This window comes from Paenibacillus sp. VMFN-D1 (assembly GCF_003386155.1).
Classification (GTDB): domain Bacteria; phylum Bacillota; class Bacilli; order Paenibacillales; family Paenibacillaceae; genus Paenibacillus_AQ; species Paenibacillus_AQ favisporus.
In genome coordinates this window covers 2,086,926-2,102,673 of sequence record NZ_QRDU01000001.1, presented here as the reverse complement: position 1 = coordinate 2,102,673, position 15,748 = coordinate 2,086,926, and the positions used below count along the sequence as shown (strand labels likewise).

15 protein-coding genes are annotated in these 15,748 nt (G+C 52.8%); 13 read left to right on the top strand and 2 right to left on the bottom strand.

What is annotated here, in order from left to right; genetic code table 11:
- Window positions 1–11: 11 nt before the first annotated feature.
- The 12 genes from iolE to C7820_RS09645 all read left to right on the top strand — a co-directional run bounded on the left by iolE (window position 12) and on the right by C7820_RS09645 (window position 12,573).
- Window positions 12–923: a myo-inosose-2 dehydratase gene (gene iolE, locus C7820_RS09700; protein ID WP_116230778.1), complete on the top strand. Its 912-nt coding sequence runs from the start codon at window positions 12–14 to the stop codon at window positions 921–923.
- Window positions 924–937: 14 nt separating this feature from the next.
- Complete coding sequence (iolB, locus tag C7820_RS09695; protein ID WP_116230777.1) at window positions 938–1,762, top strand: 5-deoxy-glucuronate isomerase; 825 nt, start codon at window positions 938–940, stop codon at window positions 1,760–1,762.
- The gene (iolC, locus tag C7820_RS09690) at window positions 1,759–2,760 is read left to right on the top strand and encodes a 5-dehydro-2-deoxygluconokinase (RefSeq protein ID WP_258875182.1); all 1,002 of its coding nucleotides are present in this window, start codon (window positions 1,759–1,761) and stop codon (window positions 2,758–2,760) included. Before iolB ends, iolC begins: the two co-directional genes overlap by 4 nt.
- Window positions 2,761–2,781: 21 nt before the next feature.
- Window positions 2,782–4,248, top strand: coding sequence for a CoA-acylating methylmalonate-semialdehyde dehydrogenase (locus tag C7820_RS09685; protein ID WP_116230775.1), 1,467 nt, complete (start codon window positions 2,782–2,784; stop codon window positions 4,246–4,248).
- A 78-nt stretch (window positions 4,249–4,326) separates the two neighbouring features.
- Complete coding sequence (locus C7820_RS09680) at window positions 4,327–5,325, top strand: LacI family DNA-binding transcriptional regulator (protein WP_116230774.1); 999 nt, start codon at window positions 4,327–4,329, stop codon at window positions 5,323–5,325.
- 608 nt (window positions 5,326–5,933) lie between these two features.
- Complete coding sequence (locus tag C7820_RS09675; RefSeq protein ID WP_116230773.1) at window positions 5,934–6,884, top strand: ABC transporter permease; 951 nt, start codon at window positions 5,934–5,936, stop codon at window positions 6,882–6,884.
- 125 nt (window positions 6,885–7,009) lie between these two features.
- Window positions 7,010–8,734, top strand: coding sequence for an extracellular solute-binding protein (locus C7820_RS09670; RefSeq protein WP_116230772.1), 1,725 nt, complete (start codon window positions 7,010–7,012; stop codon window positions 8,732–8,734).
- 17 nt (window positions 8,735–8,751) lie between these two features.
- On the top strand, window positions 8,752–9,660 hold the full coding sequence (locus C7820_RS09665) for a carbohydrate ABC transporter permease (protein ID WP_116230771.1): 909 nt from the start codon (window positions 8,752–8,754) through the stop codon (window positions 9,658–9,660).
- Window positions 9,661–9,694: 34 nt separating this feature from the next.
- Window positions 9,695–10,585 (top strand): CehA/McbA family metallohydrolase, encoded by an 891-nt coding sequence (locus C7820_RS09660; RefSeq protein WP_116230770.1) that lies wholly within the window; start codon window positions 9,695–9,697, stop codon window positions 10,583–10,585.
- Between the two features lie 13 nt (window positions 10,586–10,598).
- Window positions 10,599–11,603 (top strand): LacI family DNA-binding transcriptional regulator, encoded by a 1,005-nt coding sequence (locus C7820_RS09655; RefSeq protein ID WP_258875181.1) that lies wholly within the window; start codon window positions 10,599–10,601, stop codon window positions 11,601–11,603.
- A gap of 112 nt (window positions 11,604–11,715) precedes the next feature.
- Window positions 11,716–12,027, top strand: coding sequence for a Dabb family protein (locus tag C7820_RS09650; RefSeq protein WP_116230768.1), 312 nt, complete (start codon window positions 11,716–11,718; stop codon window positions 12,025–12,027).
- Between the two features lie 36 nt (window positions 12,028–12,063).
- Window positions 12,064–12,573 (top strand): GNAT family N-acetyltransferase, encoded by a 510-nt coding sequence (locus C7820_RS09645; RefSeq protein ID WP_116230767.1) that lies wholly within the window; start codon window positions 12,064–12,066, stop codon window positions 12,571–12,573.
- Window positions 12,574–12,671: 98 nt separating this feature from the next.
- Here the strand turns inward: C7820_RS09645 and C7820_RS09640 are convergent, their stop codons facing one another.
- Entirely contained in the window at window positions 12,672–13,328 is a 657-nt protein-coding gene (locus tag C7820_RS09640) for an NADPH-dependent F420 reductase (RefSeq protein ID WP_116230766.1), read from the bottom strand.
- Between the two features lie 84 nt (window positions 13,329–13,412).
- Window positions 13,413–14,321, bottom strand: a complete 909-nt coding sequence (locus C7820_RS09635) for a LysR family transcriptional regulator (protein WP_116230765.1) — start codon at window positions 14,319–14,321, stop codon at window positions 13,413–13,415.
- 138 nt (window positions 14,322–14,459) lie between these two features.
- Between C7820_RS09635 and C7820_RS09630 the strand changes: the two genes are divergently transcribed.
- Window positions 14,460–15,209, top strand: coding sequence for an SDR family NAD(P)-dependent oxidoreductase (locus tag C7820_RS09630; RefSeq protein WP_116230764.1), 750 nt, complete (start codon window positions 14,460–14,462; stop codon window positions 15,207–15,209).
- Window positions 15,210–15,748: the final 539 nt, after the last annotated feature.

Genomic DNA, 15,748 nt, shown 5'->3' with positions numbered 1-15,748 from the left:
TTACGACGTAGATGACGGATATCCGATCGATTAAATTGGGCATTTCACCGATCAATTGGGTTAATGAAGATGTGCTTGAACTGGGCGACCATTATACGTTCGACGACTTGATGCGGGATTTCACGCAGCTGGGGTTTACCGGAACGGAAAACAGCCGGAAATTCCCGAAGGACACGGCCGTTCTCAAGAAGGCTTTGGCTGAGCATGGACTCCAGATGGCTTCTCAGTGGAAGGGCGTCTTGTTCTCCGAGCCGCGCCGCAGGGCGTCCGAGCTGGAATCGTACCGGCAGCATGTTGAATTTCTAAAGTCGATGGGCAGCCGCCATGTCGTCACCTGCGAGCTTGGGGGTTCGATCATCGGCGACCCGAGAAGACCGAAAGGCGTGCAGGACGTGCATCCCCTGACGGACGAGGAATGGAACCACATGATCGCGGGGCTGCATCAAGCCGGAGAAATCTGCAAACGAAACGGGATGAAGCTCGTCTACCATTATCACATTGGAACTGTGGTCGAACGGCCGGACGAAATTCAAAGGCTGATGGAGACGACGGATCCCGAGCTGGTTCATTTGCTGCTGGATACGGGGCATGCCTATTACGGCGGATCCGACCCGCTGGAGCTGTACGAACGCTATGCGGATCGCGTTGCCTACGTTCATTTGAAGGATGTCCGGAACGATGTGCTGGAGCGGGTGAAAAGGGAGGGGATTCCTTTTCAGCAAGCGGTCATCCAGGGCGTGTTTACCGTACCTGGCGACGGATGCATCGACTTTGCGCCGATTTTCCGCAGCTTCGTGCGGCATGGTTATGACGACTGGATGATTCTGGAGGCGGAGCAGGATCCCGGCCAAGCAAATCCTTATGAATATGCCAGCAAGTCCAAGCAGTATCTCGCTCAAATTGTTCAGGAATTGAATGCCTGAAAGGAGGAAGGAACATGTCCAAGCTTATCGTTCCCGGCGGAGAGCCGGACGAGAACGGCAGATTGCTCAGCATCACGCCCGAATCGGCGGGGTGGGAGTACGTAGGTTTTGAAGCGTACCGGCTGGAACCCGGTCAAACGATCGAGCAGGAGACGGGAGACCGTGAAGTCTGCCTCGTGCTGCTGAGCGGGCTGGCGAATGTGGAAGCAGGCGGACAAAGCTATGAGCGGATCGGCCGCCGGATGAGCGTGTTTGAGCCGCTTGCCCCTTATGCGGTATACGTTCCTGCGCACAACCGTTTCCGGCTGGAAGCCGTTACCTTAACGGAGGTGGCCGTGTGCAGTGCTCCCGGTCAAGGGCGGCTCGAAGCAAGGCTCATCCCGCCGGAGAAGATCGGGGTGGAGCAGCGGGGCTCCGGTTATATGGAGCGGACCGTCCGCAATATTTTGCCGGAGCAGGAGGAAGCGGAAAGTCTGCTCGTCGTGGAAGTCTTTACGCCGGCAGGGCACTGGTCCAGCTATCCTCCGCATAAGCATGACCAACTCGATCTCCCGCATGAGTCCCTGCTGGAAGAAACCTATTATCACAAGGTGTCTCCGGGTCAGGGGTTTGCCCTGCAGCGCGTATATACCGACGACCTGTCGCTGAATGAAACGCTGGCCGTGAAGAGCGGGGACGCCGTCCTCGTTCCCTGCGGTTACCATCCGGTGTCGGCGCCTCCCGGGTACGATGTGTATTACCTTAACGTCATGGCCGGGCCGGTGCGCACCTGGAAGTTCCATAACGACCCTCAGCATGAATGGCTGATGACCCCTGGACAGGAGGTGCCAAAGCGTTGACCACGATTTCATTTCCAGACCATCGTTCCCTGGACTTTATCGGGCTGGGCCGGCTGTGCATCGATCTGAACGCCAACGAAATCCATCGCCCGATGGAGGACACGGTCACCTTTACCAAATACGTCGGCGGCTCCCCGGCCAACATTACGATCGCCATGGCAAAGCTGGGGCTGCGAACCGGTTTCATCGGCAGGGTGTCCGACGACGCCCACGGCCGTTTCATTACCCGGTACCTGCAGGACGCAGGCATCGACACCCAACATGTTATCGTCGACCGGTCGGGCAGCGTCACCGGACTCACGTTTACGGAAATCAAGTCTCCGACGGACTGCAGTATCCTGATGTACCGGGATAACGTAGCGGACCTCAAACTGGAGCCTGGCGACGTAAGCGAGGATTATATCCAAAGTGCCAGAGCGCTGCTCATTTCAGGTACAGCCCTTGCAAAGAGCCCGTCCAGAGAAGCGGCTTTCAAAGCGATGGAACTGGCGATAAGACACGGAGTCGTCATTGTTTTTGATATCGATTACCGTCCGTATACATGGACCTCGGCCGATGAGATCGGCACGTATTACCGTCTAGCCGCCGAGAAATCGGATATTATTATCGGCGGACGCGAAGAGTTCGACCTGATCGAAGTGTTGGACGGTCCGCTATTGCAGGATGATGAAGCCACCGCGAAGCAGTGGTTCAAGCACCGGGCCAAGCTGGTGGTCGTCAAACGGGGTGGCGATGGGTCGACAGCATTTTCGGCGGACGGAGAGAAGCACGTAGGTGCCGTTTTTCCGGCACAGGTGGTGAAAACCTTCGGCGCAGGGGACTCCTTTGCTGGTGCCTTTATTTACGGCCTGATGCAGGGATGGAGTATCGACCGGTGCCAGCAGTTCGGCAGTGCCTCAGCATCGATCGTGGTCTCCAGCCACAGCTGCTCCGACGCGATGCCGACAGCCTCGCAAATCCAGGAGCGGATCGACCGCTTTGTGCAGCAAGGAATCTGACCAAACGATGGAGGTATCTACATGACGGATCAAGTGCAAGATCAAGTGCAGCAGCTTCACAACTACGTCGGGGGCCGGTGGGTTCCTTCGGGCGGAAGCAGATCGGAGCGGGTCTATAATCCGGCCACCGGGGAAGAGATCGCCCGCGTCCCCTTATCCACCCTGGATGATCTGAACCACGCCGTATCCGCGGCGGCGGAGGCGTTTCCGTCCTGGAGCGGCACCCCGGTGCCGCGCCGGGCACGGATCATGTTCAAGTTCCAGCAGCTTTTGACGGAACACTGGGAAGAGCTCGCCCGGATGATTACGCTGGAAAACGGCAAGAGCTACCAGGAAGCATATGGCGAGGTGCTGCGCGGTATCGAATGCGTGGAGTTCGCCGCCGGCGCACCGACGCTGCTGATGGGCAGCAACCTGCCGGATATTGCCTCGGGGCTGGAGTCCGCTATGTACCGTTATCCGATCGGCGTCGTCGGCGGCATCACGCCGTTTAACTTTCCGATGATGGTGCCGAGCTGGATGTTCCCGCTAGCGATCGTATGCGGCAACACCTTCGTGCTGAAGCCGTCCGAACGGACGCCGCTGCTCGCGAACCGGCTGGCGGAGCTGCTCCAGGAAGCCGGGCTCCCGGACGGCGTGTTCAACATCGTTCACGGTGCGCATGACGTCGTTAACGGCCTGCTTGAGCACGAAGACGTCAAGGCGATTTCGTTTGTCGGCTCCCAGCCTGTGGCCGAGTACGTGTACAAGACGGCAGCAGCTCACGGTAAACGGGTACAAGCGTTGGGAGGCGCAAAAAACCATTCCATCGTCATGCCGGATGCCGATCTCAAGCTCGCGGTCAAAGAGATCACGAGCGCGGCCTTCGGCTCCGCAGGCGAACGCTGTATGGCCTGCTCGGTCGTCGTAGCCGTCGGCGATATCGCCGACGAGCTGGTGAGCGGGCTGGCCGAAGCTGCCAAGAATATCCCCGTAGGCGACGGTATGGAACCGGATGCCTTCCTGGGACCTGTAATCCGGGACTCCCATAAGAGCCGGACCATTGGATATATTGAGAAGGGGATACAGGAGGGGGCGCAGCTTGTATTGGACGGCAGGGATCATGCCCTGGCCAACGCAAAAGGTTATTTTCTTGGCCCAACCATCTTTGACCACGCCGCTCCAGGCATGAACATTTGGACGGACGAAATTTTTGCGCCTGTACTTCAGGTCGTTCGGGTTAGCAGCCTCCAGGAAGCCGTAGCGATTGCCAACAAGTCCGAGTTTGCCAATGGGGCCTGTATCTATACGGACAGCGCCAAAGCGATTCGAGAGTTCAGGGAATCGATCGACGCCGGCATGCTTGGGGTCAATGTAGGCGTACCGGCACCCATGGCGTTTTTCCCGTTCTCCGGCTACAAAAAATCCTTTTACGGAGACCTTCACGCCAACGGCAAAGATGGAGTGGAATTCTACACCCGCAAGAAAATGGTTGTGGCCCGCTATTGATCATGGAGCAAATTGCCACAGACTGGAACTTTCCCTATACTTAGAGTACAGAGCAGCGTTAAGGAAGGGGGAACGAGGGTGGCGACGATATACGATATCGCCCGGGAAGCCGGCGTGTCCATTGCCACAGTATCCAAGGTCATCAACCAGACCGGCCGGATCAGCGACAAGACAAGAAAGCATGTGCAGGACGTGATGAAACGGATCGACTACCAGCCGAGCGTCGTCGCATCCGCCTTGACCAAGAAAAGGACGTATTCGCTCGGGCTCCTGATCCCCGATATCGCGAACCCGTTTTTTGCCGAGCTGGCCCGCAGCATCGAAGATCATGCCCACGAGCTTGGATACAGCCTGGTCATATGCAGCACGGATAACGATTTGACCCGGGAAGAAAGGTATGTCAACGTTCTCCGGCAAAAGAGCGCCGACGGGATCATCATCGCCACTGGCGCCCGCAACGACACCATGATGAAGCAGCTGATGAAATACAAGCTTCCGGTTGCCGTCATCGCGCGGGAAATGCCGCTGCTTGCAGTGGATACCGTGCTCGTGGACGATTACTTAGGCGGCTATCTGGCTGCGTCTCACTTGACTGGGCTCGGACACCGGAACATTGCCGTGATTGCGGAGGACTTGGCGGTGATGAGCTCGAAGGAACGGGTTCGCGGTTACCGGAAAGCCCTTGAAGAAGCAGGAATCACTTACGATGACAATTTGGTGGCGGTCAGTCCGTTTCATGTCGAGGGAGGGAAGGCGACAGCCAAGGAGCTGCTCAGCGGCTCCAACCCGCCGAGCGCCATCTTCGGATGCAACGATCTGCTGGCGATCGGAGTCGTGCAGGCTGCCCGGGAGCTTGGCCTGCGCGTACCTGAGGATGTTTCGGTCGTGGGCTTTGACAACACGGTGCTGGCGACGATTATCGATCCGCCGCTCACTTCGGTGGCCCAGCCCGTTCAGCAAATGGGAAAAGAAATCGTCCAGCTGATCACTGGCGAAATCGACGGAAGCAAGCCCTCCAAGCAGCGCCTGGTTCTGCTGCCGGAACTCGTAGTCCGTGGAACAACCAGCGCCGTGTAACGGCGCTTTTTTTTTGCTGTTTCCCATTGTGGATCATCCGATGGTACCATCGTTTTTCCCGACATAATGAGGCAGTTTCAACCATTTTACAAACATAGACATTTTATTACAAAAATAATGATTGCGCTTTCATGCCGGAGTAGATTATAATTTCCTCAAGGTAAAGCGCTTACCTCACATTTCCAGTATCATGTTACCGACACAGTTCCTAGGGGGAGAGTCCGAAGCTATCTATCTTCGAGTTTATGTTACAAAGCTTCAAGAAGAAGTGAAGAGTCTTTATATGGTATCGATACCATACGCACTGAATAACGATTTAGATATCGATGCTAACAATCGTATCGGGATCGGATTCAGCTCTTGGTTTCAACCACAGAAATGTAATATTTTACAAAAAGAGCAACCATTTTTGATTTACACCTCATCTTGAGAGACTATATTCCAATTAAAGCCGACATTGAAAAGCCATTCTTAGTGAAAGGGGGGGATTCAGCCCTAAGAGAACAGATATGCAGTGATCATGACAACGATTAAGGGTGACGGGCGGCATGCAAGACACCGCTTCGGTTCATCAGCAATCATCCACAAAAAGAAGGTGATCCGAGTCCATGCAAACCCAGCTGAAAACAGCAGCTGTACCTGGAAAGACACCCGGCAAACGATGGAAAAACATTCTTCTGCATAAATACCTCTACATCATGCTGCTTCCTTGCCTCGCTTTTTTTATCATATTTTCCTACATACCGATGGTCGGCCTGATCCTGGCTTTCAAGGAATACAAGTTCAATACGGGAATCCTCGGAAGCCCGTGGGTCGGTCTGAAGTACTTTGAGCGTTTTTTCAATGATTATCAGAGCGGAATGCTCATCAAGAACACCTTGATCATCTCCTGCATGAAGCTGTTTATCGGCCTGCCTTTTCCGATCCTTCTGGCTTTGATGTTCAACGAGATCCGCAACCGTTATTTTCGCAGCATCGCCCAGAGTATCGCCTATCTCCCGCATTTTTTGTCCTGGGTAGTGGTCGTGGGGTTGGCTCAACGCCTGCTAGCTCCGGATAACGGATTGCTCAACCAAGTCGTGTCTTATTTCGGCGGGGACGGAAGCACCTTTTATATGATGGAACCGAATTATTTCTATTCCATTATGTTCGGCAGCCATTTATGGAAGACGATCGGATGGGACTCCATTATCTATCTGGCGGCGATTGCCGGCGTCAACCCGGATATGTACGAGGCGGCCAAAATCGACGGGGCGAACAAGTGGAAGGAACATTGGTACATCACACTCCCTTCCATCCGTCCAACGATCCTCATTTTGTTCATTCTATCACTGGGTAATATTTTGTCCGCCGGATTCGATCAGCTGTACCTCTTGAGAACCCCGGGAAACATGCAGCTCTCTGAAATTCTGGATACTTATGTCATTCGCATCGGTCTTCAGGGCGGCCAATACGGATATGCAACGGCCGTGGGATTAATGCAGGGCTTGATCGGATTGATCCTGGTCGTTACTGCCAACCGTATCTCAAGAAGGGTCTCTGACACATCGGTATGGTAGCGATACCATATGCTTTGCAACAACATTAATGCAACCATAATGCATCCATATTGCATCCATGATTGCATCCGTGAAAAGACAGGGGAAAGGCCATTGACCAATTATTTGAAAAGAGGGATGCCGAAATGCTGAAAGGGAAAACGTGGTTCAAAATGTTATCCATGCCGCTGATCGCCTCCATGCTTCTAGTTGGGTGCAGCGGAAATGATTCAAGCGGTCCAAACAGCGAACCGACGGCGGCTAATCAGGATACGGGTACGGCAAATCACCCTGCGACCTGGATTGCGGACCGTAAAGTAAAAGGGCTTGTCTTTATGGGGACGGATGACTACACGGAGGATATGAATGCGGAGATCAAAGCCAAGCTGAAGGAGATGACCGGCATCGACCTGGAAATCGAAATCATGGTGGCGGACCATTCCATCGACGGACTCATTGCGGGGCTGGCGTCGAACGACCTGCCTGATTTTATAACGTTCTATCTTAACAACAGCGGCCGGCCCGAAATGCAGGTTGTGCTGAAAGCGGCCAGAGAGCAAATGTTTACGGACCTTACGCCGCTGATGAAAGAAACGAAGATCTACAGCAAATATCTGCAGGACGACTACCTTCCGCTTGACACGAAGTATGGCGTCATGTTCCGGCCGGAGTTCGGAGGATCATCCTATTTCGTCCATATGAACATCGCCAGACAAGGCGGCTACTCGACGCGTAAATATGCCGGCGGTCCTTATATCCGCAAGGATATTGCCGACGCCCTGCATGTGGATCCGCGCACGATTGATACGACCCAGAAGCTGTATGAGCTGGCGCAAAAAATCAAGGCAGGCGGGTTCAAGGACAAGAACGGCAAAGACGTCGTTCCGATCGGTCCTTCTTACTGGGGAGGCAAGGAGGTCGGTGCCTTGTTTAACGACCTGGAATGGGGCAGCGCCGATCAGCGGATCAATAAGGATGCAGGGGGGAACATTTTGCATGAAAGCCAGACCGAATATGCATTGAAAAAAGTTGAGTATGTGCAAAAGCTCCTGAGCGAGAAACTGCTGCATCCCGAATTTTTCACGATGGACGAAAGCCGGGCGACGGAAGGCGCCCTGAATGGAACGTGGGGAATTATCGGAGATATGCACAATTATCAGGAGTTTAACCGCGATATGCATTACCTGCCGCTGGGACCGATCAATTATGTTGACCGTCCATACCAAATGCAGGTCGATTACAAATCCGGATACTCGGCCTGGGCGATTCCGGCAACGACCAAAGATCCGGAAGACATCATGAAGCTGGCGGACTTCCTGGCAAGCCGGGAAGGAAAGCTGCTGTGGCAATACGGGATTGAAGGCAGGGATTACACCCTGGATGCCAAGGGGAACCCTCTTGCCAACAAGGATATTTTGGATTTGAAGCAAAGCAATCCCGAGGAAGCGAAGAAGCTTGGCTTTGCGGGTGTCGGCAACTATTGGGGTGAGCTGCTGGGATCGACGGATATTGACCGGATGGCCGACTTCGGGGAAATGGAGTACGGAGACGCGGTTGCTCCGGAAGTGAATGCAGGCGCGCTGAAAATCGCCGATTACTGGGGCTGGGATGACAAACGCAAACAAGCGAATGTTGTGGACGGCTACACACCTTTATCTTTCATCGGAGAATTTGATCAGGGAACCGAGCTGAAAGCTGCGTTCGAAAATTATGACGACAGTCTGATTCGGGCGTATTACGCAAAAAACCTGGATGAGGCGAAGAAGATCCTGGACTCCGCTTCCAAGCAGCTGGATGCCTCCGGACTGCAGGCGTTCCTTGATCTGCTGAAGCAGAAAAATGCCGACGCCAAAACGCATTTGAAATTCTAGATGGGAGGATCATGCGGATGAAGCCATTTTACCGGACGCCGCTGGGTGAAAAAGTATATATCTTCGTAATCTACCTGCTGATCACGCTGCTGTGCCTGTCCATCGTCCTGCCGTTTTTGAACATATTGGCGCTCTCCTTCAACGCGGGGAAGGATGCGGAGCGCGGCGGGATTTACTTCTGGCCCCGGGTATGGTCGATCCAAAATTTCAAGGAGGTGTTCGCCTCCTCGAATATCGTAACGGCTTTCGGCATCTCGCTGTTTCGAACCGTGGTCGGCACGGTCGCGAGCGTATTTCTGACCGCGATGGGCGCCTATGCGCTGAAGAGCAGAACGATGCCCGGAGTGCGCTTCTTCACGCTGCTGATCTTCTTTACGATGCTGTTCAGCGGGGGAATGATCCCGTATTATATGCTGTTGAAATCACTGCATTTGACTAATACGATCTGGGTATATATTATCCCGAGCTTGTACAGCGCCTGGAACCTGATCATCATGCGGACGTTCTTTCAGCAAATTCATCCCAGTCTGGAAGAGTCTGCGCGGATGGACGGCTACAATGACTTCGCCATCTTTATGCGGATCATCATGCCGCTCAGCAAGCCGGTGATTGCCGTCATCGCGCTGTTCAACGCCGTCGGTCACTGGAACGACTGGTTTACGGGCGCTTTTTATGTCCGTTCGGCAAAATTGCGCCCGCTATCGACACTGCTGCAAGAGATGCTCACGCGGGCGGAAGCGATGCGCAGCAAGCTGGAATCCGCCGCAGGCATGAACCAATATGACGCGCTGGAGAAAATGCAGGTAACGGGCGATTCCATGAAGATGGCCACGATCATCATTGTCGTAGCGCCGATCATCATCATTTACCCGTTTATTCAAAAGTACTTCGCCCAAGGCGTTATGATCGGTTCGATTAAGGAATAACCGCAGAAAGATGATTAACCAGGGAGGATTTGGCATGCGCATCGAAAACCCTTATGATAAAAGAGGAACGTGGCTTCGCGGAAGCTTTCATAATCATACCAATAACAGCGACGGCTGGTTTCCACTGGAAACGGTGTATCGGATGTACGCCGATTATGATTTTCTCGCGATTTCGGATCATGACAAAATTACTGATTTGGATGGAGATCGCAGCATCCCCACGGTTTTTGAAGCGATCGAGGTCAGCAGCCGCGAGCCTCACATGCTTCTCGTTGCGCCCCCTCGTTCCATTTTGGAGGGCTACAGCAGCGAGTTTTCGATTGTAAATTACCAGAGGCTTGCTGATGTGACCTTGGATAATGGCGGAATCTGCGTTCTCGTGCACCCGAACCGGTATTTTTCGAATTACTGGAATCTGGAGGACATGCTGCAAATGGAGCGGGTGACCGGCATCGAGGTATACAACGGGGACGGGAACATCGAATACGATATCGCGTTTGATAAATGGGACGTGATGCTTTCGGCGGGACGGCGGGTATGGGGCTTCGGAAACGACGATTCGCATGTGTACGGACAAGAGAAGCAGGCCTGGAACGTCGTGCTTGCCGAAGAAAACTCGCAGCAGTCCATTCTCAGCGCAATCCGAAGCGGCAGTTTTTATGTCTCCACTGGTTTCGGTTTTGAATCGATTCAGACCGATGATCGTCAGATCAGCATCCGCCTGAAGTCGAACAAACTGCTGGACCGGATGTATAAATATGTGACCTTGTTTGGGAAAGACGGCAGGGTGCTGCATGAGGAAACGGGACGGATTACGGAAGTGACTTATTCGTGTATGGGAGACGAAGGGTATGTCCGCGTCAGCGCCTATATTGAAGGAGGCTATGCGGCGTTCTCTCAACCCTTGTTCATTAATCAGCGTTAGGGATGAGATGGGTATGAGTGTTAAAATTAAGGATGTTGCCAAACGGGCCGGTGTCTCTACGACAACGGTCTCCCGTGTTTTAAACGGGGAAAAATACGTCAGGGAAGAGCTGAAGGACCGCGTCAACCAGGCCATTGAAGACCTGGGTTATGCGCCCAGCCATATTGCCAGAAGCCTGGTCAGGAACAAAACCAATCTGCTGGGGGTCATCGTGCCGGATCTGACCTCCAGCTTTTATTCGACCATTCTGAGCTCCATCGAGCAGACCGCTGCCTCCAATCATTATAATCTGCTCGTCTGCAATATCAGCGAGGACATTGACAAGGAGTTCAAATACCTGAACATTTTCAAGGAAATGCGCGTGGAAGGCATCATTATCATGCACGAGAAGATCAATGAGGATATTCGGAATTTTATCGAGAAATTAAAAATTCCCGTCATCTTCTCCAGCGTGAAGCCGATGGACCAATCCTTCGTATCGGTCATCGTGGACGATTATGCCGCAGCGTATGACGCAACGACATATTTAATCGGACTCGGGCATAAGCAGATTGCTTTTATAGGCGGGGACATGCGTGATATGACTTCCGGCCAAAACCGGTACAGCGGGTACCGGAATGCTTTGGCGGACCATGGAATTAAATTTGTCCATGAACTGGTCCGTTTTGGCGATTACAAGGTGAACAGCGGCTATGCACTGATGGGTGAGTTCCTGCGTTACAAACATAAACCGACGGCGGTCTTTGCCGTTAGCGACGATATGGCGATCGGGGCGGTCAACTGCATCATCGATCACGGCCTGAAGGTTCCTGAGGATATTTCGGTGATCGGCTTTGACGGAAGCCAGATGACGGAGCTTGTCCGGCCGCGGATCACGTCTATGGAGCAGCCCATTCAGCGAATGGGCGAGGTGACGGTCGAAACGCTGCTTCTGTTCATTGCAGGAGAAAAGCGAACAGTGGAAGATATCATTTTGGGTCATCGGTTAGCGGTGCGCGACAGCTGCAGATCCCTGTGAAGGCTGTGAACAACCAAGAACCGGGGACGCTTTGAAGCTGTCCATCTCTTTGGTAAGCCTTTATAATAGTAAAAGACTCGTTTGTCATTTCGATGAAAAAAGGAGTGTTAACGTGAAAGACGGCACTATCATCCATTCGGTCATCTTTTCGCTGAAGCATGAGAAGGGTTCGTCCGCTGAACAGCGATTTCTGGAGGACGGCAGAGCTGCGCTCAGCTCGATTCCTACGGTAAAGGAATTTCAAGTATTCCGGGAAATCAGCCCCAAGAATACATATGACTTTGGTTTTTCCATGAGGTTTGACAGCCGGGCGGATTATGAATCCTATAACGCTCATCCGCATCACGTTGCATTTGTGAGGGACCGTTGGGATCAGGAAGTGAGCCAGTTCCTTGAAATCGATTATGCCGGATATGAGCATTGAGGTTAGATTTTCGATAGGACGAGGATGGTGCAAGCTTTGAATATTCAAATTCGAACAGGCCGGAGAGATGAGATGGAAGAGATCATGCAATTGATCTCCAGATGCGTTCAGGTCATGCAGGAAGGCGGCAGCGACCAATGGGACGACGAATATCCGAACCGGGATGTCATCGGGGAAGATCTGAGCCGGGGGACACTGTTCGCAGCGGAAGGCGACGGGCGGATCCTGGGCATCATGGTGCTGGATCAGCATCAAGACGAGCAGTATGACAAGATCCCTTGGACGGAGACGGAAGGGCCGCATCTGATGATGCACCGGATCGCGGTGGACCCGATGGCCCAGGGGCAAGGAATCGCGCGTAAGCTGGTTGCTTTTGCGGAACAGTTTGCCCAAGAGAATGGATACAAGAGCATCCGGCTCGATACATACGCCAAAAACGCGCCTGCCCTCAAGCTGTACCGGGGACTCGGCTACGATCAGCGGGGCGAAGTGAACTACCCGGGACGGGAAGCGGGCTTTCCGGCATTTGAAAAAGTGTTTGTTTAGTCTTCGGCAAGGTAATCCGATACCGTTATAATGAACAAAAATCCCCTTTGCTCCGTACGGTGGAGACTAAGGGGATTTTTGTTCTGTTTATATGCCGATCAAGCTCTAAACTCCGCTGGGCGCTCGGGGCTGGCTTCCGCGAGCGCTTGGCGAAGGCTGTCGGCGTTGTGCTCGCGGTAGCTTGGCGTACCCGGCTGCTGGCGCCAGGACTCATCCAGTCCGCCGGCGTCGATGGCGTCAAAGCCAAGTTCTTCAATCAGGTCAAGCACGACCTGCTTAGAGGCGGGATCGTCTCCAGCCACCGGCAACGCCAAACGTCCAGGGCTGCCCTTCGGCAGACCGCGTTCCAGCAGATTTTGGGCGGAAATGCCGTTAAAAGCTTTATTCACCGGCCGCTTCAGATGCTGTTCCACCCAGCGGCTTTCCGGCAGGCCTGCTTCAATTTCCGCGATGAGCCCGTCGCGCTGTCGGGGGTAATAGTTCCCCGTATCGATAATCACGGCATTTGGTGCAGTATGGTCGAGGATTCCGGCAGGAAGGTCAGGAATGTTTTTCTGTGGAATTGTGACAATGACCACTTCTGCACCCTGCGCCACTTCCGTGACTTCCTTGGGCGCTGCTCCCGTTTCTTCAGCAAGTGAAGCCAAGGTTTGTGGGCCTCTCGAATTGGCGATGGACACGTCATGTCCGAGTTTGGTCAGGCGGCGGGCGAGATTTCCTCCGATATTTCCGGCACCGATAATCGCAATTTTCATTTATTCCGACTTCCTTTCCCGAATTAGTTGTATATCATCAAATAAACTGTAACAAAAACAGTTATCGATGTAAAGCGCTGCAAACTATTTTTTTCCAAATGAATGATCCTGCTGCGGGTAAAGCTTTTGCATCGTATCCAAGAAGCCTCGGAGAAGAGGAGAGATGTGGTCTTTTTTCCATACAAAAGACATCCTGTATGCGGATTGGCTAACTCCAAGTACAGGCTTATATGCGAGATCGGTGCGAAGATGCCTGGCAGATTCATGAATCAGGGCAATGCCGAGACCCGATGAAACGAGCGACAACAACGTATGCATTTCGTCGGCCGTTTGAACAATGGCTGGACTGAACCCTGCCTCCATGCATACTTGAATCATCGTATCGTAATAAACCTTTCCTACTTCCCGGTTGGTAGTAATAAACGATTCCCTGCTTAATTCGCCGATATGCACAGTATGGCGGTTACCCAATGGATGTTCGGGAGGGAGTGCGACCCAGAAAGGCTCGCTCCGGATGGAGTATGACATAAGAAGCGGCTCGTTCACGGGAATGCCTGTAATACCGATGCTAAGCGTGCCATCCAACAGAGCTTCGATTTGGGAAGATGAATGTAAATGGCATGGTGTGATTTGGACTTCGGGATATGTTTGACGGTACGCAGAAATAACCTGAGGAAGAATGTCCCAAGTTGCGGATTCCACGAATCCGATCCTGAGTTCTCCGATCATTCCCGAAAATGCGCTCCTAACCTTGTCCACGGCACGATCCGCGTCGTGGAGCAAGTTTCTGGCTTCCTCATAAAATAAACTTCCGGCTGCTGTCAGGGAAACACTTCGTTTGGTACGGATAAACAAGGCACCGCCTAGCTCCTGTTCGAGCTGGCGAATCTGCTGACTAAGTGCAGGCTGGGCGATGCCCACCCGATCGGCTGCCCGTCCGAAGTGCAGCTCCTCGGCCAAAGTGACGAAATATTTGAGCTGCCGCAGTTCCATAAAGATCCTCCAATTCCCTTTTTTAATAAGTATAACTTATTACAGAAATATAAAACCGATATTTCGCTTATGATCGGATTGATATTACAATAGAATTCATCCAATGTCACACACATGGCGAAGGGAAAGGTGATCAAGATGACTTCAATGAAACGTACAGCGATCGTAACTGGCGGAAGCAGTGGAATCGGATTCTCGATTGCTCAAAGGCTCATACAAGAAGAAATCGGTGTCATGATCCTTGGCAGACACGAAGCTTCCCTGAGGGAAGCATGTAAGCGGCTGGGCGAAGGCGCTTCATGGGTACAAGCGGATGTACGCCGTCGTGAAGATGTACAGCGGGCCGTCGAGGAGGTAGTCCACCAAAACGGGCGTTTAGATATAGTGATTAACAATGCGGGATTCATGGGTGAGGCCGTTTCTACCGGAGTGCCTCTTGAGGATTCCGAACGGTTCTGGGATGACATTATTGGCGTGAACTTGAAGGGGGCATTCTTGATGACGGCTGCCGTAGCGCCATACCTGGCAAGTCCGGGCGGCAGGATCGTCAATATCAGCTCGATCGGGGCGTTTACAGGTGGAAGCGGCCCCGGATCCCTGGCATACGCCGCCTCGAAATCCGGGCTCCATGGCCTTACGTACGCTGCAGCCCGAGAGCTGAGCGTCAGAGGGATAACGGTGAATGCCGTGGCTCCAGGCTTGATTACGGATACCGGTTTTGGCCACCGTGAGGATAAACTGCAGCAGCTGATCCCGAGTATTCCCGCCGGACGTCCGGGGACGCCGGACGAGGTAGCCGCCGCGGTCTTATACTTGATTTCGCCGGATGCATCTTATGTCACTGGAGAAATTCTGAACGTCAACGGCGGATGGCTTTTTGGGAGATGACGTCTTTCATGCCGGATATGGCCAACACATATACACGCTAGCGCCCTAAACTAGGGCGCTTTTTTTAATATCAGAAAGTATAAACTCCAGAGCCATGGCTTCCTGATATTGCAAGAAAAACTTCCTTTAGAGGCGGTCTGTCTTCTGTGAAGGTACGTCGATAGACGTTTTTTTTATAATATCAGAAAGTATAAACTCCAGAGCCATGGCTTCCTGATATTGCAAGAAAAACTTCCTTTAGAGGCGGTCTGTCTTCTGTGAAGGTACGTCGATAGACGTTTTTTTTATTTTGTGAAAAATCGGTAATTTCTGAATCAGGTCCACTTAATGGGAAAAGCTACCCATGATCAGGTTCCATAAAGGAAAACTTAATCTGGGAAAATTACAGATTAAACGAATACAGTCACAGCTGACCGGAGTGAACTTAGCCCGTATGTTTCCCCTGCAAGTCATCCTGACCAGGACCTGAAAAAGCCTGATGCATCAAGGGTTTAGGCAGGATTCATAAAGTTTTGTCATCAGGGCTCCTGACAATATAG